The organism is Novosphingobium sp. fls2-241-R2A-195 (genome assembly GCF_030209485.1).
GTDB classification, from domain to species: domain Bacteria; phylum Pseudomonadota; class Alphaproteobacteria; order Sphingomonadales; family Sphingomonadaceae; genus Novosphingobium; species Novosphingobium resinovorum.
In genome coordinates, this window is the sequence record NZ_JARVRY010000006.1 from 1 (window position 1) to 20,265 (window position 20,265).

Consider the following 20,265-nt stretch of genomic DNA (forward strand, 5'->3'; position numbering starts at 1 on the left):
GACAGGCCCTCCATGTGCTTGAGCAGGTGCAGGCCTGCCATTAGCCGCGTCGACAGCCCAGGGCGGCCTTTCTCATGGTAGAACCGTCCATAGGCCGCATCGAACCGTGACCAGTCGATCAGCCCCGCCAATTTCACCAGCGCGTGTTCCATGTCGACCATGTTGTCGAGCTGACTGCGGAACAACTCGTCACTGCGCGGCGCGGGCTTCTTCGGAGGCATCGGCAAAACCTCTTCGTGTCGTCCAACTCAGTGGATCACGACCCGACTTGCGAGGAAAGCCCCTACGTGCACGGGCGCGCGTAATCGCAAGCTTTTCGCCCGATTTCCCCAAAACCTTGCAAATTCGATTACTTTATATCCACCAAAACCCACGCCTCCCTGCGGGCTTCAGCGCTTTTCACACACGACCTGATAGAGGAAACTGCATGAGCCGCGTCCGTCGCCTTATGGATGCCGCGACCTATCACGACTTCATCCTCAAGATCATCCGTCATGCCGACGAGGAACCGGGCTTCAAAGTACTGCCAAGGCGTTTGGGTCCTCGACGCATTTTCGTATGGATGCCCGCTGGAAACGGCTCGTTTGCGATTACGAGCAACGGATAGGCGTCTCGTACGCGATGATCCATGTCGCTCTCGGCAGCCTCATGCTCCGAAGAATTGTCCATCCATGAGCATTCTCAAACAGGCTCTTAGGCGTCCGGGTCCTGCTCATAATTGCAGATGAAATGAGCAATCATGTGGGCCCGGTTGCGCGTGCGGGTCTTGAGACGCACGTTTTCAACATGCCGTTCAACCGTGCAAGGCGCAATTAGGAGGACTCTCGCGACTTCTTTTGCAGACTTACCCGCGGCAATAAGGTTTATGATTTCGCATTCTCTCGGCGTGAGGCGAAGTTTCAGGTCTTTCATCGATACCCCCTGCTTTTATGTAATTTCTGGAACTTCAGAGATAGACTTGAAATTAAGTGAAAGAATAAGGGATCCAGCCGAATTATTGACTTCAATTGACCATTCATCACTTTGCCAAAATGTTCCTTCTGCATGGACAAGAAGGTCTCCCGCAAACCTGATTGCCTCGAGACGCACCTCGGCAAGACCTTCCAGGACAGTTCCTTGAAGATCAGGAAATGATTTACCATCCAGCACATGGAAAAAATATCTAGGCACTGTTCATAATTTCCTGGGATGAAAGCACAAAATCAAAAACTTAAAATAAAAATCACGTCACAATTATGGATATATAAATAAATCTGTGCGATATTTTATAATTTAATATTCTATTGTTGTTATAATTTAACAAAAATGAAACAAATTTCATCTACAGATCATTCTTGAGAAGCTCGACCAACGTTGTCACTTTCACGGTAGAAAATGTCGAGAAGGTGTCAGAAATGGCGTATGGCAGAACGATCCGCTCACCGAAGCGCATGGCCCCGCAAGAGTAGACCACATTGGGAACATATCCTTCACGCTCTGCGGCTTCCGGCCCCACAAGGGGCTCACGAGAACGGCCGATCACCCGGGTCACATCCTCCTTGTCAAGCAGGACCGCGCCTATTGAATAATGCCGCATCGGTCCCACCCCGTGGATGAACAGTAGCCATCCCTCGTCGAGTTCAATGGGCGATCCGCAAGCGCCGATCTGGATGAATTCCCAAGGAAACTTCGGCGCCAATAAAGGCGTCCCACCAGTCCATTCGGACAATTTGTCAGAATAGAGCAGGTAAAGATTTTCGTTGTCGTACCGCGCGATCATGGCATATCGCCCGTTCAACTTGCGGGGAAACAGGGCCATGCCCTTGTTGTCGGCCGCAGTGCCTTTGAGCGGGACCAGCCGGAACGATACGAAATCGGCGGTTTCCAGCAGTTCGGAGCGGATCGAACGCCCGCTGTAAGCGGTGTATGTGGCGTAATATGTGATCGTTCCTTCGTGCTCGAAGGCCACGAAGCGTGCATCTTCTATGCCGTTGGACTGCGCATCCGTAATCGGGAAGATCACTCTTTCCGATGGATCACTTTCGGGCATGAAGGACAGTTCGATCCGGTCTCCCACACACGCCGTGACGGCCGGCAATCTGGCAAGGCGCGCAGGCTGGTCGATGTCCATCGCTCCGTCAGGGCCTATGGTTCCGGAGCGAAACGTCAGGGAGGAAATGTGCCCTTCGCCAACCGCGCGCAAAGAGAGAATTACGCGGATGCAGCCGAGCTTCGCGCCGGTCTGACATGGGTGAGGAACGATGCTGGGATTAAACAGCGCGGCCGCTTCGAAGCTGTATTCATTCAGGAAATAAGCGCCGATCAACTGACGCTGGGAAAGAGAGAGCGAAGCATCTCCGAAATAGGACACTTCCATTTCCCGTGCGCGTCGTTCGAAGATTTCGGGAAGGTTGTGGTGGCGATCGTCGAAGCTGTCCAGAGTCGCCTGCAGCAGGGAGACCACTTCGTCCCCGCCAAGACCTAATACCCGATCGACGATATGATTGACGCGAGTCTTGTCGAGAGGATTGTGGTCGCGTGGCTCGATCGAAGGTCGGAAGGGGCGAACCACTACGCGCGAAGGATCGGGGCGCAGGTACAGCGCCTGGCGATTGAAGAATGGATGCTGTTCCACGCCGTTTCTCAGTTGGATAACTGATTGTGAAGAGATGCAGCATCCAGAGGGCGCAGCGTTGAGGCGGTGACATCCATTCGCTCGATCCTTCGCATGTCGACAAGGGCGAGCAGATAGGCAAGCAGGGATTCCGCGCCGCGATTCTCGTTGGCTCGGTCGGGGTGCAGTCCGTCACGGCAACTGCCCGTGTCAGAATCGACCAGCGGCACTTCAAGATCGTTTTCGCCCATGAACCATGCGAAGGCCCGAAGCGCTTCTCTTTTCCACTCCCCTGCCGGATCGACGGTGATAGCGGCGAGACAAGCAGCGATCGTTGCACATGCCTCGACCGGTTGCTGGTCGAAAGGCAATGGATGCTCGCGGTGCCGAAGCATGAACCCTTGCGATCCGACCGGACGGAAGTGCGCGTCCTGCCCAGGCTGTGCGGGTGCGGTCTGGATGCCCGTCAACCAGCGCAGAGTGCGCAATCCCTGAGTGACGAGATGGTGTGCGCCGATGGCTGCACCGGTGACGATCAGCGCTTCGCACAGGCGAGCATTGTCATAGGAAAGCCGATCCTCGAACCAGAGCCAGTCAGGGCTTTCACATTGGAGCAGAAGATTTTCCAGCCGCATGGCCAACACTAGGCGAAGGCGCTTCGCTTCACCGCCGTTCGGATGTGCCGGGCAGAACGCGGCGAGTCCCAGCAACGTGAAGGCCCACGCGCGCGGCGATGTGAACGCCTCGACCGAAGTCAGCGCGCTCGTGAACATAACTGTGGCCCATTGTGCCAGTACCGGATCATTAGGGCCGGCCGAGGCGACGCCAAGTGCCCAAAGCGTGCGACTATGGCTGTCTTCCGAACCCGCCGCTTCAAGCCAGCGGCGGTCGAAACCCATGAAGTTGCGGAAACGGCCTTGGTCCGGGTTCCAGGCATGCTGGATGAAAGCCGCGAAACGCGGGGTCATCGTTTCGAATGAGGGCACCGGCGCATCGATTGCCATGCCGCAGCACAGCAACAGGGCCCGCGCGTTATCGTCGATGCAGTAGCCATGGTTGCGATCGGCGATGCCATGGACCGCATGCTGGAACATTCCCGTATCGTCGCACATGGCTGCGAAGTGCCCCAGGGCCAGAGGGGGCAAGGCGCTTGCGGAAGCCATCCCGGAACGCCGACGCAGTTCTGCCCGGAACGCATCGCGATAGCGTCTGGCAGAATTCCCCCAGGTCGTCGCCCGGCTTGCCGCATAGGCTTTCTCGCCCATGGCCAGGCGCGCCTCGTCGTCGATCAGCAGGTCGGCAACCGCCGCGCCAAGGGCATCAGGGTCCCCGAACGGCACCAGTATGCCCGAGCCGTTGGTCAGCAATTCCTCCGCGTGCCAGTAGGGCGTGGACACAACGGGCCGCCCCATGCCGTGCGAATAGGCCAACGTACCTGAGGTCATTTGCGATTTTACCAAGTAGGGGGTCACATAGACGTCGCACATCGCGATGTGCTCAAGCAGTTCGGGGCGGTCCACGAAGCGGTTGAGGAACAGCACATGGCCGTCGAGATTCAGTTCGTGAACCCTTGAGATAAGGCTGTCGCGATAGGTTTCACCCGTTTCGCGCAGCAGCACGGGGTGGGTAGCCCCCATCACTACATAGATCGTATCAGGCGCTTGCTCGAGCACGACAGGCATCGCCTCGATCATCGTTTCGATGCCCTTGTTGGGGCTGATCAGGCCGAACGTGAGGATGACGCGGCGACCGGCGAAGCCCAGGCGCTCTTTTGCGCCTTGCGGGATGACCAGCGGAACGTCCGGGATGCCATGCGGAATGACGAGAATCTTTTCGGGATCGGCACCATAGCAGTCGATCAGAACCCTGCGCCCTTTCTGCGCCATGACCACCACACGCGCCGAAGCAGCGAGGATCGTGTCAATTACCGCGCGTTGCGCGCTGGTGGGGCTGTCCAATACGGTGTGCAGAGTCGTGAACAGCGGTACGCGAAGCGCGGCGATCAGGCCAAGCACCAGTTCTCCCGCCTCACCGCCGAAAATTCCGAACTCATGCTGGAGGCATGCGACGTCGAAGTTCTGACCGTTTATGAAGTCTGCCGCTGCAAGATAGCCTCCGGCATCTTCCTCGGCGATCGACCATCGGACGTGAGTTGGGAATGCATAATGACCGCCGGGGTCGCACATGGCGATGATTGCGGTCTGAGCCACATCGCCAAGGCCGCGGACAGCCAGTTCAAGGTCGGTGGTAAATGTGGCGATACCGCAGCGACGCGGCAGGGCATTACCGATAAAGGCAATCCGCAATCCGGGAAGGGAAAGATTGTCTCAGAGCTTCCCTTTCTGTTTACGCGTTACAGAAAGGACTGGTGAGGCATCTGCCGAAGGCAGCCCGACCGGCGGCTTGGGCTTGGACGCCTTCGGTTTGCGGACTTCGCGGTTACTGCGCTTTTGCGATTTTGTCATTTCAGGCCGCTCCCTGCATGGAACCTGGCTCGGATGGCGCGACAAGCGGACGGGTGACCTCACTCGGGTAGAGCGCCATTCCACGCGATACGGCAAAAAAGGGGCGATGAGGGTAAGGGATTGACGCGAAGCTGGCTTTGGAAGCCACGAATTGCCCTTCGCAAGTCGCAATCTCACGAGCGTCCGTAGCGCGAGTGAAACGCATCATGGCAAGCTGTTCATCTTTGAATATCTGATTGATGCACATGATGTGCGCTCCTGCATCAAGCGGGGGCACATTGTATCCCTCAGCCGTGAGTGGCTCGGATGCGAAGTCTCACGATATGGCGTTCATAGCATGGATCGCCGATTACCTTGCATACATTCGCTGGAACAAGAAAGCTAAGCCGCACGACGATCTATGAAGAACCTCATCATGCTATCCGCTTTTTATAAAATTGGCACTATAGTGAGGATTAATATTTTATCTTCCAGGTTAGTCGGGTGCGCAGACCGATAGCACCACGCTTCGCACCCAAGTTTCGACAGCGGGCGGAAAGGAGGCGCCCATCGACAAGCTTTTTGGCCGCTTGCGGAGCGGGTTCACCAGTAAGCTTCGCTGTCTGGCTGAAGCCCAAAGACGACCAGTCGCCTTTCATGTGACGGTTGGAGAAGCGACGGATCAAGGTCTATGATGCGCTGATCACCTGCCCGAACAGCAGCCAAAGGCGCTTCTCGCCGACAAAGGCTACGATGCCGATGCAATCCGCGCAGACCTGATGAGCCGTAGCATCCAGGCCGTCATCGCGGGCCGATCAAGCCGCCGCGGTAAGATTGAACATGACCGTACACTCTACAAGAAACGCAGCTGCATCGAGCACATGTTTGGCGGTTGAAAATCAAACGGGCCATCGCCACCCGCTATGATCAGCTTGCAACCAGCTTCATGAGCATGGTCCATATCGCCACCGTCGGATACCGGCTCAATTCGTCCGCCCCGACTAAAACATCATCCGCACGCCGAACGCGGCGGATACGCCCGATACGTCATCACCTGAAGCACGCGCGAGCCGGGCGGTGCCAGCGAGCTTGCGCTCCCAATGCACACCAACGTAAGGCGCAAACGAACGATTCCGCTCATAACGCAGGCGCGCTCCGAGTTCGAAGCGCTCGAAGCCGGATCCCACGTTCAGCGCGGACACGTCCTGAAACGCGAAATCGACTTCGGCTTCCGGCTCGACCACCAGCGACTGGGTGATGCGCTGCTGGTAGCCCGCCTTGCCACGTACATGGACCTCTCCCTTCTCCGACACGAGCAACTGGCCTGTCACGTCGAACCAGTAGGGCGCCAGCCCCTCGATGCCGACCAGCGCGTAAGTGCGCTGCGGATCCGGCCGAAAATCGTGGCGCACGCCCAGTTGCAGGTTGAACCAGGGGTCGAGCGCGTGACGCCAATAAGCGGCCAACTCGATGCGTTCGGCCCGCTTGCCCAAGCTGCCCTCGCCTTCGCTGGCGAGGACCATGCGGTCGATGTCGCCGCCATACCATGCCTGCCCTTCCCAGCCGAAACCATCCTTGCCATTTGCGGCGCGATATTCCAGCCGGTCGACCTGCAGCGCAAACGTGGAGAAAGTCATCTCCCGGACCATCGCCTTGCGCGAGGCGGCCATGCGATCGGGCGCGAAGAAGAGATCGGCGGGATGGTCTGCCGGCACCGGCGGCGCGGGCGCATCGCCCGGCTGATCGGCCACGGTCGCACCGGGAATGGAGTGTGCGGAATGGTCTATCGCCGGAGCTGCATCCTGCGACATATCCATGCCGGACATGTCATGGTTCATGCCCGAATGATCCATATGAGAGTGGTCCATGCCTGCATGATCCTGTGCCCACGACGGGACAGGCACAGCGATCATCAGCAGGGCCGGGATCGACTGCAGAGAGACAAGGTGCAGCGCCATCAGCCCTGTCTCTCCGCCTGCTCGCGTCGCACGGTGACCACGCGCATCATCCCCGCATGCATGTGCAGCAGCATGTGGCAATGAAATGCCCAGTCTCCCTCGCCGTCCGCCGTCAGATCGAACGCGACCTTGCCGCCGGGCAGAACGTTGACGGTGTGCTTGCGTACGCGGTGGCCGGGTTCACCCTGCACCAGTTCGAAGAAATGCCCGTGCAGATGGATCGGGTGCGGCATCATCGTGTCGTTGATCAGGGTGACGCGGACCCGCTCGCCGAGCCGAAACGGAATCGGCGCCGGGTTCTCAGACATCGCCACGCCGTCCATCGACCACATGTAGCGTTCCATGTTGGCGGTAAGGTGGACCTCCACCTCGCGCGTCGGCACGCGTGGATCGGGGTTGGGATCGCGCGAGCGCAAGTCCGCATAAGTGAGCACCCGGTGGTCGGCGTCCTCCAGCCCGGTCGGGCGATCGGCGAGCCGGTCCACCGGCATTGGCGCCAACGTGGCGACACCCGGCCCCATCTTCACCGAGGGCGCAACCGATGCATCGCGCATCTTCATGGAATGCCCGCCCATGTCGGCATTGGCGGGCTTAGACAGGTCGATCTCGCCGGCCTCGCCCATGTCCATGCCGGACATGTCCATACCCATGTCACGCATGGTCAGGAGCGGACGCTTGCGGATCTGAGGAAATGCGGCGACAAGGCCCATGCGCTGCGCCAGCGTCGCGCGGACCTGCCCCGAACGGTCGAGCGCCTCTGCGATGACGGCATAGCTTTCCGCCTCGCCCGGTGTAACGACGAAGTCGTAAGTCTCGGCAATCGCGATCTGCACTTCGTCGGTCTCGACCGGCTGCACCGGGTTGCCGTCCGCCGCCACCACGGTCAGCGGCAGGCCGGGAATGCGGAAATTGAAGTTGGTCATCGACGAGGCGTTGATCACGCGGAGCCGCACCCTCTCACCGGTTGCGAACAGGCCGGTCCAGTTCTCCGCCGTGCCATGGCCATTGATCAGGAAGCTGTAAGTCGAACCCGTTACGTCCGAGATATCGGTCGCATCCATTCGCATCTGCCCCCAGGCGAGGCGATCCGGCAGCGACTGGTCCCCGTTCGCCTTCGCCCCCGCCATCAGTCCTGCCAGCGTCTGCTTCTGGCGATTGAAATAGCCGCTCATCATCTTGAGCCGACGCATCTGTTCGTGGGGGTGGAGCGGGCTCCAATCGCTCAGGACCAGCACGTGTTCGCGCTCGCCGGCAAGCGGGTCTTCTCCAGCGGGGTCGATGACGATCGGGCCGAACAGCCCCTCGGCTTCCTGCATGCCCGAGTGCGAATGATACCAGAAGGTTCCCGAATGGGTCAGCGGAAACTCGTAGCTGAAAGTCTCGCCCGGATCGATGCCGGGGAAACTGATCCCCGGCACGCCGTCCATCTGGAACGGCACCAGCAGCCCGTGCCAGTGGATGGAACTCTGTTCGCGCAGCCTATTGGTGACAGCGATCCGCACCGTCTGTCCTTCGCGCAGGCGAAGCAAGGGCGCGGGCAGCGTGCCGTTGACCGTCACCGCATGGCCGGTACGCCCCCCGGTAGCGAAGTGGCTCTGCCCGATCTGCAGCGCGATGGTGTCACCCGACAACACCCCCGAACCGGCGCTGGCATGAGCGATCCCCCCGGTTCCGCTGCGCGCCCATGCGGGAAACAGCCCTGCCATTCCGACGCTGCCAGCCAAAGCCCCCCCCATCGCCAGGAATTTACGGCGGGGGACGGCGCTTCGGGCGCAAGTTTCGAAGATCGACATGCCCTCTTATACGCGCCGCGCTCGCTTATCCCTCGACCAGATGAGACAATTTTGACGTGCATGTAAATGCGCGTTCCACGGCCTTGTGGTGGATGTCGATCCACGCGGACTACATGCGCCCCCTCCACCTGTCGCGCTTTCCCCAGCAAAACGCAGGAGCCAGAAACTGACGTCTCCCCAGAATGCTTCACTCCGGAAATGAAAGGCCGCGGCGACCGGATACCGATCGCCGCGACCGCTGCCGTTTGACAGGGGGTTAGCATTGCTGACCCGTCGGCAGCACCATCAGTCTCGTTCGTCGGCGCAAGCACACCAATCCGGATTAAACGGACATGCGGACTCACCATCGACGAGCTTGCAAAGAACTGGATAGGAACATACAAGGAACAAATGTCTCGTACCTCCATCATGGATCGTCTCGAAATCCTTGCCGACGCCGCCAAGTACGATGCCTCATGCGCGTCCTCCGGGACCACGAAACGTCACAGCCGCGATGGACGAGGCATCGGTTCGACCGAGGGGATGGGAATTTGCCACGCTTATGCGCCCGACGGACGGTGCATCTCCCTGCTCAAGCTTCTGCTGACCAACCAGTGCATTTTTGATTGCCATTACTGCATAAACCGCAAGAGCTCCAACGTACGCCGTGCGCGGTTCTCGCCGCAGGAAGTGGTCGATCTGACGCTTTCTTTCTATCGGCGGAACTATATCGAGGGCCTGTTCCTCAGTTCAGGTATCGTGAAGTCGTCCACGCATACGATGGAACAACTTATAGAGGTTGCGCGCATCTTGCGCGAAGAGCACGATTTTCGTGGCTATATCCACCTCAAGACTATCCCGGAAGCTGACCCCGAACTCGTGGCGCAGGCAGGGTTATGGGCGGATCGCGTATCGATCAACGTCGAATTGCCGACAGACGCCGGGCTTTCCCGGCTGGCTCCCGACAAGAACAGCAAGACGATCGAAGGCGCCATGGGCAGGCTTTCAAGCGCCATCACCGAGGCACACGACGCCCGCTCTCGCTTTCGCAAGGCACCTATCTTCGCGCCGGCGGGGCAATCCACCCAGATGATCATCGGCGCGGACGGTGCAAGCGACGCGCAGATCGTCGGCAAGGCCAGCACGCTTTATGACCGCTTTTCTCTCAAGCGTGTCTACTATTCCGCCTTCAGTCCAATTCCCGAGGCCAGCGCCGTGCTGCCGCTCAAGCGCCCCCCGCTAATGCGAGAGCATCGGCTCTATCAATCGGACTGGCTAATGCGCTTCTATGGGTTCGCTCCACAGGAAGTACAGCAAGCGACGGAAGACGACGGTATGCTTCCGCTCGACATCGATCCCAAGCTGGCCTGGGCACTCAAGTTCCGCGACCGGTTTCCGGTCGATCTCAATCGTGCCCCGCGTGAGGCGATGCTGAGGGTGCCGGGGCTTGGCGTAAAGGCAGTCGACGCCATATTGGTCGCGCGGCGGCATCGGTCGATCCGGCTGGACGATCTTGCGCGGCTCAGTGCTTCGGTGAAGAAGCTGCGCCCGTTCATCGTCACGGACGACTGGCGCCCTACTCTGCTCCTCGACCGCGCCGATCTACGCGCCCGTCTCGCGCCACAGGCCCGGCAGATGGAACTTTTCGCGTGATCGAGGCGGCTATGGTGCAGCCCGACGATTTCGAGGCATGGCGCGATGAAGCGCGGCGACTGGTGGCACGCGGAGTCTCGCCTGACGCGACCGCCTGGGGAGAACCGGATGGGCCGGCGGATCTCTTCGCCACGGCCGTCCTACCTAACCTGCCGTCCGATCCCTTGCCCCAAGTCCGCGCCAGCCGGGCCTTTCTCGACCTCGCCCGGTGCGTCATCCTGCACCGCGATCCGACCCGGCTGAGCCTGCTCTATCGCGTGTTGTGGAGACTGCAGAAGCACCCCCGACTGATCGAGGATTCGGCCGATCGCGACGTCGCGCCGCTGGAAGGCATGGCGAAGCAGGTGCGCCGCGACATTCACAAGATGCGCGCCTTCGTCCGCTTCCGCTCCACGCCCGATCAGGACGGCATCGAACGATTTGTCGCCTGGTTCGAGCCCGAGCATCGGATCGAGCGTGCCAATGCCGACTTCTTCGTCAATCGCTTCGCCAGCCAGCGCTGGTCGATTCTGACGCCGCGCATTTCACTGCACTGGGACGGCGAACAACTTCTGGAAGGCCCGGCCGCGTCGCGCGGGGACGCCCCGGCAGAAGATGCGACCGAGGAACTCTGGCTCGGCTATTACCGCTCGATCTTCAACCCGGCGCGACTCAAGGTGGGCATGATGCTCAAGGAGATGCCCCGGCGTTACTGGAAGAACCTGCCTGAGGCGCGCCAGATTCCCGATCTCATCGCCGGGGCACACAAGCGCGAGGCTGCCATGATCGCCACCGGCGCCGACTTGTTCGAAAGAGAAGCCAAACCCGCCAGCCTACAGGCGATCGCAGGAGGAATTGCGCAGTGCCGCCGCTGTGCGATCGGCTGCAACGGCACTCGGGCGGTCATGGGCGAAGGCCCCCCGAATTCGGACCTCATGATAGTCGGTGAACAGCCCGGCGATACCGAAGAGCGAGAGCACAGGCCTTTCATCGGACCGGCCGGACAATTGCTCGATCAGATACTTGGCGAGGCCGGGGTGAACCGCGCCGGAGCCTACGTCACGAACGCGGTCAAACACTTCAAGTTCACGCCTCGCGGCAAGCGGCGTCTCCATCAGCCCCCGACTGCCGGGGAGATCGACATCTGTCGCTGGTGGCTGGACGGAGAGCGTGCCTTGGTAAAGCCAAAGGTCGTTTTGGCTCTCGGCGCGAGCAGTGCACGGGGGTTGCTGGGACGCACGCCGGCGATCGGACGGGAGCGCGGCCAGGCCATCCGCCTTTCCGATGGCACGCTGATCTGGCTTACCGCGCATCCAAGCTATTTGCTTCGCTTAGATGGCGATGCACGGACACGCGAACATGCGCGCTTCGCACAGGATATTGCCGGTCTCGCGCAGATTCTTGCGGCGAATGGAGTTTCCCAAATGCAACTCCAAAGGGAAATGCGCGTTAACTGAGACGGCAAACATTGAAGGGGAATGGTCATGGCCAGCGAATGCACTGCCTACCGCGACTCCAAGGGTGGGCTTCACAGCAGCCCTGAACGCGCAACGCTCGAAGACCTTGCCGGCGTATTGGGCCGGGTGGGAGACGAAGGCGGGATGACGTCGGGCGTCGCCCGCATGATTTTCGACAAACGCAGCGAAATCGAGCGTATCTTCGCCGAACATGACCATATGCTGGAAGCGGCTCCGCCAGCCGCGATCGAGCCGGGCCATCACATTCGCGCGGTGAACTGAAATCATTTGATCTGTTCCGCCGTCATCCCGACATCGCGATCAATGTCGGGATGACGGCACTTCCCCGAAGGCGTGCGAACGTCTATCAGGCTGCCCGATCAAGAGTAGCCCAAGACATCCGCGCCCTTTCTTCGTGACCGCAGAAACCTCTCCCACAGCCGGCCTCGAAGCGGCTTTTCTCGAACATCGGGAGAAGCTGTTGCGCTTCCTGCGCGCGCGCGGCGCCGGGGATGCGGCCGAAGACTTCGTGCAGGAGGTCTGGCTGAAGATCAGCGCCAGCCGCCCCGGCCCGGTCGCTTCACCGCTATCCTATCTCTTCCGCACCGCCGACCTGCTGATGATCGACCGTTTCCGCTCGACCAGGCAAGCGGACGTGCGTGACCGGGACTGGACCGACGTGAATGCAGGTGATCCGCCGGGCGTTTCCGCAGAACCCTCCGCCGAACGCCGCATGGCCGCCGCGCAGGAGGCCGCCAGCGTGCTGGCCCTGCTCGACGGGCTGGGTACGCGGACGGCAACGATCTTCCGCCGCCACCGTATCGAAGGCACGGCGCAAAAGGTCGTAGCGGCGGAAATGGGCCTCAGTTTAAGCACCGTCGAAAGCGATCTGCGGATCGCTTACCGGGCGTTGGCGGAATGGAAGGAACGGTCGAAATGAGGCCCGCGATGAGGCTGCAGCCGATCGTCTCCGTCATCGCCGGTGAAGGAGCGCCCGATGGCGAACGAATTGGCGAGTGAAAATGGTATCCGGGACGCGGCGCTCGGCTGGGCGGTGCGTGCGGGTGACCCCGCGTTCGCCGACTGGGAGGCGTTCACCCTCTGGCTGGAGGCCGACCCGGCGCATGCGCGCGCTTATGACGAAGTCATGGCCTCGGTGGCCGACGCGGCCGAACTCGTGGCCGCCTCCGGCCCGGCCAACGACGATGCCCCTTCCGCCGAACCCGCGCGCCGCCGTCGCCCCTGGCTGGCGAGTGCGATCGCCGCGAGCATTGCGGTCGTGGCGGGGTTCTGGGCCTTCCAGGGGCAGCAACGCGATCTCTACACCGTCGAGACGGCGCTGGGCGAAACCCGCCGCGTGACGCTCGATGCCGATACTCGCATCGAACTCGCAGGCGGCACCGCAGTCGAGTTCGACCGCAAGGACAAGCGCTATGCCCGGCTGGAACGCGGGCAGGCGCTGTTCACCGTGCGTCACGATGCCGCGCATCCCTTCGAGGTCGCCGTCGGCAACGAGCGGCTGGTCGACATCGGCACCGTCTTCGACGTTCGCCACGATGCGCTGGGACTGAGCGTCGCGGTGTCAGAAGGCGCCGTGCAGTTCGATCCAGACGGCGCCGACGTGCGCGTATCGCCCGGCGAAGTCCTGCGCCGCCCGGCAGAAGGCAGCGACTATACGCTCACCCGACTGCCCGCCGAGCAGGTCGGCGAATGGCGCGAAGGTCGCCTGACTTTCGAGAGCGCTTCGCTCGAGGACGTCGCAGCACAGCTCAAGCGGGCCACCGGCATCGAATATGTCGCCGCATCCAGCGCTTCGGGCGCGGTTTCCGGCTCGATCCTCGTGGCGCCGCTGCGTAAGGATCCGGGCTCGATCGGGCCTCTGCTGGGACTGTCGGTGCGGTCCGAAAACGGACGCTGGATCATCGGCTCGCGCTGAGGCGATGCGCGGCGCCATCTGCATCGTGGCGGCCGCAGCGGCCATGCCCGGCACCGCCTCCGCGCAGGAGGTGGCTGTCGATACGCGCGCCGGATCGGTCGGGCAGGTCGCGATCGATCTTGCGCGCCAGACCCGCTCCAGCATCGTCGTGTCCGATCCGGTAGTGGCCTCCCGCATGGTCCCGGCGATGCGCGGGCGGATGGGGGCCGCGGAGGCGGTGCGGCTGCTGGCGCGCAGGGCGGGCGGCCGGGCCATCGCCGTCGCGCCCGGCGCCTGGCGCATCGAGGCCACAGCTACCGTCAGACCGCCCGCTCCCCGCCCTACCCCTGCCCGCGCGGCAATGCCTGTAACCGTCCAAGCCGAGGCGGCCAATCCGATCGTCGTCGTCGCCTCCAAACGCGACCTCACCCTCGGACAGTTGCCGGGACAAGTCACCATCCTCGACGGGGAATCGCTGGAGGTCGGCGGCGTCGGCGGCACGGAGAAGATCACGCAGCGCGTCGCCACCGTCACATCCACGCACCTTGGCAGCGGGCGCAACAAGCTGTTCATTCGCGGCATCGCGGATTCCAGTTTCACCGGGCCGACGCAGGCAACGGTGGGGCAGTATCTCGGCGACCTCAGGCTCAGCTACAACGCGCCCGACCCGGACCTGCGCCTGTCCGACATGGCACGGGTGGAAGTGCTGGAGGGGCCGCAGGGCACGCTCTACGGCGCCGGATCGCTGGGCGGCATCATCCGCCTCGTGCCCAATGCACCGGTTGTCGGCGAGACCGAAGGCGCGATTTCGGTCGGCGGCTCGCTGACGCAGAGCGGTGCGCCCGGCGGCGATGCGGCGGCTATGGTCAACGTGCCGCTCGGCAACTCGGTGGCCTTGCGCGCCAACTTCGATGCGGCGACGCTGGGCGGCTATATCGACAAGCCCTTGCTCGGCCGCAAGGATGTCAACCGCACACGTATTCTGGGCGGCCGCGCCGGTCTTCGCGCGGAGATCGCGCCGGACTGGACGGTCGATCTCATTGGCCTCGGCCAGTCCACCGATGCGCGCGACAGCCAGTACGCCGGCCGCAATGCCCGCCCGCCGCTGACCAGCAGCGCGCAAGTTCGCGAGGGTTCGGACGCCGACTACCTGATGGGCCAACTGGTGATCTCCGGCCGCGTCGGCGAAGTGCGCGTGCGCTCGACCACCGGCGCGGTGCGCCAGCATCTGGAAGAACGCTACGACGCCACCGTCGATCCCGACGCACCGCGCCTGTTCTCGCAGGAGAACCGCACGCGCATGATCGCGCACGAGACGCGGATCTGGCAGCCCGAGACCCGCGGTTTCGGCTGGCTGGTCGGCGCCAGCTATACGCACAACCGCACGGTGCTGACGCGCAGTTTCGAGAACTTCGTGACGACTACCGCCGCCACCGGCGTGCGCAACACCATCGACGAGTTCACCCTCTACGCCGAGGCCAGCCTGCGCATCCGCCCCGGTCTTACCGCGACCGCGGGCGGGCGTCTGACCCACTCGCGGCTTGACGGCTCAGGTGAAGACGTGATGCCTGCCGTGTCCTTCGCCATGGCGCAGGCCCGGGCGCAGGTCACGGCAGACCGCACGACCACCACCGTGCTCCCCTCGCTGGCGCTCAACGCCGAAGTGATGGAGGCCACGAACCTTTACATGCGCTACCAGGAGGGCTTCCGCCCCGGCGGCTTCGCGATCGAGAGCGACTTCGTGCGCCGCTTCCGAAGCGACCGGACGCGAACCTTCGAGTTCGGCGTGAAGCACGGCCAGCCCGGCGTCAGTCCCTTCGATCTTGCGGCCAGCGTCTCCTACACGCGCTGGCGCGACATCCAGGCCGACTTCATCGACAATTCGGGCCTGCCAAGCACCGCCAACATCGGGGATGGCCGGGTCTGGTCGGCCAGCGTGACGGGGGGCATCGAGCTGTTGCAAGGCCTGAGGCTGGAGGCCGGGGCGACGTGGAACCAGAGCAAGGTCGACCAGCCACCCGCCGAGCTACTCGGGCTCGTTGCGCGATCGATGTCGGCCGTCGACATGTCGCCGTCGGGGCTGCTCGACGCGACGCTCGCCCGGTCCATGCAAGTGCCGAACATCGCGCAGTTCTCAGGCCGGATGAGCCTCGGCTGGAACAGCGAGATCGGTGAGGACCTGCGGCTGACCGCCAATGGCTGGGCCAGCTATGTCGGCAAGTCGCGCCTCGGCATCGGGCCTGAACTGGGCGACCCGCAGGGGGACTACCTCGACAGCGGCGCGGACCTGCGGGTCGGCACCGAGCGCTACGGCGTGACGCTGACGCTCAGCAACATCACCAATTCGCGGGGCAATCGCTTCTCGCTCGGGACGCCGTTCGGGACCGGGCGCGACCAGACGACGCCGCTGCGGCCGCGTACGGTTCGGGTCGGGCTGGACGCGCGGTTTTAAGTTCTGCGTCATTGCGAGCGTAGCGAAGCAATGACGAACAGTGGGGACGAGCAGATGCGAAGGGCGCTTGCTTAAATCGCAGCGCCGGAACTTTTTTCCAAGGCTGCCTCCCGGCGCCTCCGTCTCAAGGGTCAGACTACAGACCTAAAAGGGACGAAGATGCCTTCCCAGCTTACCGCCAGGACCCTGCTTGCCACCACCGCCGTGCTCGCCTTCGCGACCGCTGCGCATGCCGAAGACGTCAAGACCAAGCTCACCGCCCCCATCCGCACTTCGACCATCAAGAGCGGCGCGGCGGATGCCATCAACATCACAGCCGAAGGCTCCGTCGTCCTGACCTCCGGCACCGCAGTCACGCAGGACAGCAACCACGCGGTCACCAACGCGGGCACTATCACCATCACCAACGCCGACGGTGCAGTCGGCATCAATTCGGTCGCAGGCGCCAGCGGTGACATCACCAACACCGGCACGATCACCGTCGACGAGACCTACACGCCGACCGACACCGACAAGGACGGCGACCTCGACGGTCCCTTCGCGCTGGGATCGAACCGCGTCGGCATCCGCACCCAAGGCGACCACACCGGCAAGCTCACCCAGAACGGCAAGATCGTGGTCGAGGGCAACGATTCGGCGGGTATCCAGCTTGGCGGCAAGCTGACCGGCGCCTTCACACATGATGGCTCCACCACCGTCGTCGGCGACCGCACCATCGGCGTTTCGGCGCAGGGTATCGACGGCAACGTGCGCCTTGCGGGCACCGTCTCGGCGCAGGGCAAGGACGCGATCGGCGCGCGCTTCGCAGGCGACGTCAACGGCGCGATGGTCGTGCAGGGCACGGTCGCCGCCACCGGCTATCGCTACACCACCCCGCCCGCAGATCCGTCGAAGCTCGATGCCGACGACCTGCTGCAGGGCGGCTCGGCGCTGATCGTCGAGGGCAACGTGACCGGCGGCATCGTGCTGGCCGCAGCGCCCAAGGTCGACCCCGCGAAGCCGGACTCCGATGGCGACGGCATCGACGACAGCAAGGAAGGCACCGCCAAGGTCGTCTCCTATGGCAGCGCCGCCGCAATGCAGGTGGGCGCGACCGATCACGCCGTCACCATCGGCCCGGTCGCCAATACCGGCAGCAAGTTCGGCCTGATCATCGAAGGTTCGGTCGAGGGCCAGGGCCTCTACTCCGGCGTGGCCGCCAATGGCCTCGTCATCGGCGGACGCGGCGGCGCGGTGACGATCGCCAACGGCATCGGCGTATCGGGAGCGGTGGTCGCTACCGCCAACGGTGCCAACGCCACCGCCCTTCGCATCGGCGCCGGCGCGACGACGCCGCTGCTGCAGAACACCGGTAACATCGCCGCAGCATCGGGCAATGCCGACAATGCGCTGGCGACTGCCGTGCGCATCGACGCGGGCGGCAACCTGCCGACCATCCGCAACAGCGGCACGATCAAGGCCGTTGCCGGCGAAAAGGGCTCGGCCACGGCCATCGTCGACGCCAGCGGCACCCTGAACCTGATCGAGAACGCAGGCACCATCTCGGCCACCGGCGCCAAGGACGGCGCGCGCAACATCGCCATCGACTTGCGCGCCGCGACCGGCAACGTCACCGTCAGGCAGACGCAGGTAGCCTCGGGCGTGACCGCGCCCGCCATCGTCGGCGACGTGCTGTTCGCGGGCGGCAACGACCTGCTCGACCTCGCCGATGGGACCCTCTCCGGCAACGTCGCTTTCGGTGCCGGCAACAATACGCTGAACCTCTCGGGCGACGCGGTGCAGACCGGCAACGTGAGCTTCGGCGGCGGCACCGACACCGTCTCGCTGGCAGGCTCCAGCGGCTTCAACGGCGCCATGGACTTCGGCGGCGGCGCGGACGTGCTGAACATCTCGGGCAGCGCGTACTTCTCCGGCTCGATCACCAATTCGGCGCAGCTCGCGGTCAAGGTCTCGGGCGGCGTGCTCGATATCCAGAAGCCGGCATCGGTGGCCTCGCTGGACATCGGCAGCACCGGTGTCGTCCTCGTCACGCTCGACAAGACGGCGGGTGCCGGTTCGTCCTACACCGTTTCGGGCAACGCGACTTTCGCGGAAGGCTCCAAGCTGGCGATCCGCCTGGCCGACGTCTCGACCGCCGAGGGCACGTACCAGGTCCTAACCGCAGGTAGTCTGACCGGCCGCGACAAACTGACCACCAACACCGACCTCGTCCCCTTCATGTTCAAGGCGGAACTGGACAAGGACGCGGCGGCCAACACCATCGTCGTCGACGTCTCGCGCCGCACGGTCAGCGAACTCGGCCTCAACCGCTCGGGCGCGGCCGCCTATGACGCGGTGTTCAAGCAGCTGGCCAAGGACGACAAGATCGAGCAGGTCTTCCTCGGCCTGACCAACGGCGATGCCTTCCGCTCGGCCGTGGGCCAGATGCTGCCCGACCACGCAGGCGGCGGCTTCGAGGGCATCAGCCTGGGTACCCGCGCCCTCGCCCGCCAGATGCAGGACCCGCAGGGACCGATCACCGCGAGCGGCCGCTTCACCACCACGCTCAACATGGCGATCTGGGGCAGCGACCGGAAGGCGGGGAACACTGCCGCCTACAAGCTCAACGGCTATGCCTGGTCGGCGACCGCCGAGTACCAGACCGGCATCGGCAAGTTCGGCGGCACCGTCGCCTACATCAACAACAACCACAAGAACGGCGAACTGACCGACGTGAACTCGGACGCCTTCGAACTGGCGGCGCACTGGCGCGGCAAGTTCGGCCCGGTCAGCGCCTTCGCGCGCGGCTCGGCCGGCACGGCCAAGTTCGACGGCGAGCGCAACTTCTACGGCATGGTCGGCTCGGAGACGGTGCGCCGCACCATGGACGCCAAGTGGGACGGCAAGTTCGTCACTTTCGCAGGCGGCGCCGCGATCGAGGGCGGCTCGCAGTTCTTCTTCTTCCGTCCGGGCGTGACGGTCGACTACGTCCGCCTGAAGGAAGACGGCTACTCCGAGACCGGCGGCGAGAAGCTGAACCTCACCGTCGCCTCGCGCACCAGCGACGAACTGGCGGTGAACCCGAGCATGACCGTGGGCATCGACTTCCTCGGCATGAAGGCACGGGACGAGAACTGGTTCCGCATGGAAACCGAGGGCGGCTGGCGCGAGATCGTCAATGGCGGCATCGGCTCGACCACCGCGCACTTCGAGGGCGGCGACAAGTTCACCCTCGAAGGCGACGGTGCGACGAGCGGCTGGTTCGCGCGCCTGCGTGCGATCGGCGGCTCCTCGGGCTTCACGATGGGCGGCGAACTCTCGGCCGAGGATCGCCACGGCCGGGTCGATCTCGCGCTGCGCGGCTCCGTGACCATTGGCTGGTAAGGACAGGACGATGCGTGGACCACTCCTCTGCGGCATCGTACTGGGCGCCGGGCTGCTGTTAAGCTGCGCCCCCCGCGTGCGGCCCGGCGCCGCCTCCTCCCCCGCTCCGGCGGGGGAGGAATTGCGCATATCGCGCGGTCCGTGCTTCGGGTTTTGCCCGGTGTACAAGGTGGCCGTGACGCCCGCCGGACGCGTTGACTTCACCGGCGAGCGGCATACCGCCGTGCTGGGCCAGCGCGCCCATTCGGTCGGCCGCGCGACTTACGAGGATGTCCGCCGCGCCCTCGCCCCGATGCGTCCGCAGACCGGCGAGGAGCGTGCCCAAGCCTGCACCGAGGCCGCCACCGACATGTCGAGCGTGACCGTCGAGTGGATCGGCGCGGACGGCCGCCGCACCGCGCTCACGTACAACATGGGCTGCCGTTCGCCGGAAGGTTCCGCGATGACACGCACGGTTGAACAGCAACTCGGCCGCCTCGGCGTCGAGAAATGGGCCGCGCAGAAGACCTGGCCGGGCGACAGCCGGGGCTGAGGTGCGGCGGCATCCCCCTCCAGTCCTCCCCCACCTTCGTCATTGCGAGCGCAGCGAAGCAATCCAGGGCAGTCTCGAGCCACCCTGGATTGCTTCGCTACGCTCGCAATGACGAAACGAAGGGACGCCGACGAGGCGAGGGGACGC

Annotated in this window: 16 protein-coding genes; 9 read left to right on the forward strand and 7 right to left on the reverse strand. The window is 63.3% G+C overall.

The window, feature by feature from the left end; genetic code table 11:
- Nucleotides 1–221: transposase (locus QRN25_RS05315; protein ID WP_502910419.1), on the reverse strand; the 221-nt coding region annotated here is incomplete at its 3' end.
- A gap of 206 nt (nucleotides 222–427) precedes the next feature.
- On the opposite strand from QRN25_RS05315, the gene QRN25_RS05320 reads away from it, so the two are divergent.
- The gene (locus tag QRN25_RS05320) at nucleotides 428–607 is read left to right on the forward strand and encodes a hypothetical protein (RefSeq protein WP_285017829.1); all 180 of its coding nucleotides are present in this window, start codon (nucleotides 428–430) and stop codon (nucleotides 605–607) included.
- 86 nt (nucleotides 608–693) lie between these two features.
- Here the strand turns inward: QRN25_RS05320 and QRN25_RS05325 are convergent, their stop codons facing one another.
- The 6 genes from QRN25_RS05325 to QRN25_RS05350 all read right to left on the reverse strand — a co-directional run bounded on the left by QRN25_RS05325 (nucleotide 694) and on the right by QRN25_RS05350 (nucleotide 8,788).
- Nucleotides 694–912: a helix-turn-helix domain-containing protein gene (locus tag QRN25_RS05325; protein ID WP_271184287.1), complete on the reverse strand. Its 219-nt coding sequence runs from the start codon at nucleotides 910–912 to the stop codon at nucleotides 694–696.
- Between the two features lie 15 nt (nucleotides 913–927).
- Nucleotides 928–1,170 carry a DUF6894 family protein gene (locus QRN25_RS05330; RefSeq protein WP_271184288.1) on the reverse strand — a complete coding sequence of 81 codons (243 nt, stop codon included), beginning with the start codon at nucleotides 1,168–1,170 and terminating at the stop codon, nucleotides 928–930.
- Between the two features lie 151 nt (nucleotides 1,171–1,321).
- Nucleotides 1,322–2,614 (reverse strand): glycoside hydrolase family 130 protein, encoded by a 1,293-nt coding sequence (locus QRN25_RS05335; RefSeq protein ID WP_285017830.1) that lies wholly within the window; start codon nucleotides 2,612–2,614, stop codon nucleotides 1,322–1,324.
- 8 nt (nucleotides 2,615–2,622) lie between these two features.
- Complete coding sequence (locus tag QRN25_RS05340; RefSeq protein ID WP_285017832.1) at nucleotides 2,623–4,899, reverse strand: glycosyltransferase family 4 protein; 2,277 nt, start codon at nucleotides 4,897–4,899, stop codon at nucleotides 2,623–2,625.
- Nucleotides 4,900–6,038: 1,139 nt separating this feature from the next.
- Nucleotides 6,039–6,995, reverse strand: coding sequence for a copper resistance protein B (locus QRN25_RS05345; protein WP_285017834.1), 957 nt, complete (start codon nucleotides 6,993–6,995; stop codon nucleotides 6,039–6,041).
- Nucleotides 6,995–8,788: a copper resistance system multicopper oxidase gene (locus tag QRN25_RS05350; protein WP_285017835.1), complete on the reverse strand. Its 1,794-nt coding sequence runs from the start codon at nucleotides 8,786–8,788 to the stop codon at nucleotides 6,995–6,997. The genes QRN25_RS05345 and QRN25_RS05350 overlap by 1 nt, the downstream gene beginning before the upstream one ends.
- A 408-nt stretch (nucleotides 8,789–9,196) precedes the next feature.
- Here QRN25_RS05350 and QRN25_RS05355 point away from each other — a divergent pair, with 408 nt between their 5' ends.
- From QRN25_RS05355 to QRN25_RS05390, 8 genes are all read left to right on the forward strand, one after another.
- Nucleotides 9,197–10,420, forward strand: coding sequence for a putative DNA modification/repair radical SAM protein (locus QRN25_RS05355; RefSeq protein ID WP_502910420.1), 1,224 nt, complete (start codon nucleotides 9,197–9,199; stop codon nucleotides 10,418–10,420).
- Nucleotides 10,421–10,431: 11 nt separating this feature from the next.
- Entirely contained in the window at nucleotides 10,432–11,856 is a 1,425-nt protein-coding gene (locus tag QRN25_RS05360) for a UdgX family uracil-DNA binding protein (protein ID WP_502910429.1), read from the forward strand.
- A gap of 21 nt (nucleotides 11,857–11,877) precedes the next feature.
- Nucleotides 11,878–12,138, forward strand: a complete 261-nt coding sequence (locus QRN25_RS05365; protein WP_285017839.1) for an RNA-binding protein — start codon at nucleotides 11,878–11,880, stop codon at nucleotides 12,136–12,138.
- Nucleotides 12,139–12,271: 133 nt separating this feature from the next.
- Nucleotides 12,272–12,796 (forward strand): RNA polymerase sigma factor, encoded by a 525-nt coding sequence (locus tag QRN25_RS05370; protein WP_285017841.1) that lies wholly within the window; start codon nucleotides 12,272–12,274, stop codon nucleotides 12,794–12,796.
- Between the two features lie 57 nt (nucleotides 12,797–12,853).
- On the forward strand, nucleotides 12,854–13,792 hold the full coding sequence (locus QRN25_RS05375) for a FecR family protein (RefSeq protein ID WP_285017842.1): 939 nt from the start codon (nucleotides 12,854–12,856) through the stop codon (nucleotides 13,790–13,792).
- Between the two features lie 4 nt (nucleotides 13,793–13,796).
- Nucleotides 13,797–16,223 carry a TonB-dependent receptor gene (locus QRN25_RS05380; protein ID WP_285017843.1) on the forward strand — a complete coding sequence of 809 codons (2,427 nt, stop codon included), beginning with the start codon at nucleotides 13,797–13,799 and terminating at the stop codon, nucleotides 16,221–16,223.
- Between the two features lie 159 nt (nucleotides 16,224–16,382).
- Nucleotides 16,383–19,586: an autotransporter outer membrane beta-barrel domain-containing protein gene (locus QRN25_RS05385; protein ID WP_285017845.1), complete on the forward strand. Its 3,204-nt coding sequence runs from the start codon at nucleotides 16,383–16,385 to the stop codon at nucleotides 19,584–19,586.
- Nucleotides 19,587–19,596: 10 nt separating this feature from the next.
- Nucleotides 19,597–20,118: a DUF6438 domain-containing protein gene (locus QRN25_RS05390; protein ID WP_285017846.1), complete on the forward strand. Its 522-nt coding sequence runs from the start codon at nucleotides 19,597–19,599 to the stop codon at nucleotides 20,116–20,118.
- Nucleotides 20,119–20,265: the final 147 nt, after the last annotated feature.

Bases quoted from the DNA above. Each gene is read 5' to 3' on its own strand.
- QRN25_RS05320 (WP_285017829.1), top strand. From the start codon at position 428: ATGAGCCGCGTCCGTCGCCTTATGGATGCCGCGACCTATCACGACTTC.
- QRN25_RS05325 (WP_271184287.1), bottom strand. From the start codon at position 912: ATGAAAGACCTGAAACTTCGCCTCACGCCGAGAGAATGCGAAATCATA.
- QRN25_RS05345 (WP_285017834.1), bottom strand. From the start codon at position 6,995: ATGGCGCTGCACCTTGTCTCTCTGCAGTCGATCCCGGCCCTGCTGATG.
- QRN25_RS05350 (WP_285017835.1), bottom strand. From the start codon at position 8,788: ATGTCGATCTTCGAAACTTGCGCCCGAAGCGCCGTCCCCCGCCGTAAA.
- QRN25_RS05355 (WP_502910420.1), top strand. From the start codon at position 9,197: ATGGATCGTCTCGAAATCCTTGCCGACGCCGCCAAGTACGATGCCTCA.
- QRN25_RS05360 (WP_502910429.1), top strand. From the start codon at position 10,432: ATGGTGCAGCCCGACGATTTCGAGGCATGGCGCGATGAAGCGCGGCGA.
- QRN25_RS05365 (WP_285017839.1), top strand. From the start codon at position 11,878: ATGGTCATGGCCAGCGAATGCACTGCCTACCGCGACTCCAAGGGTGGG.
- QRN25_RS05375 (WP_285017842.1), top strand. From the start codon at position 12,854: ATGGCGAACGAATTGGCGAGTGAAAATGGTATCCGGGACGCGGCGCTC.
- QRN25_RS05380 (WP_285017843.1), top strand. From the start codon at position 13,797: ATGCGCGGCGCCATCTGCATCGTGGCGGCCGCAGCGGCCATGCCCGGC.
- QRN25_RS05385 (WP_285017845.1), top strand. From the start codon at position 16,383: ATGCCTTCCCAGCTTACCGCCAGGACCCTGCTTGCCACCACCGCCGTG.
- QRN25_RS05390 (WP_285017846.1), top strand. From the start codon at position 19,597: ATGCGTGGACCACTCCTCTGCGGCATCGTACTGGGCGCCGGGCTGCTG.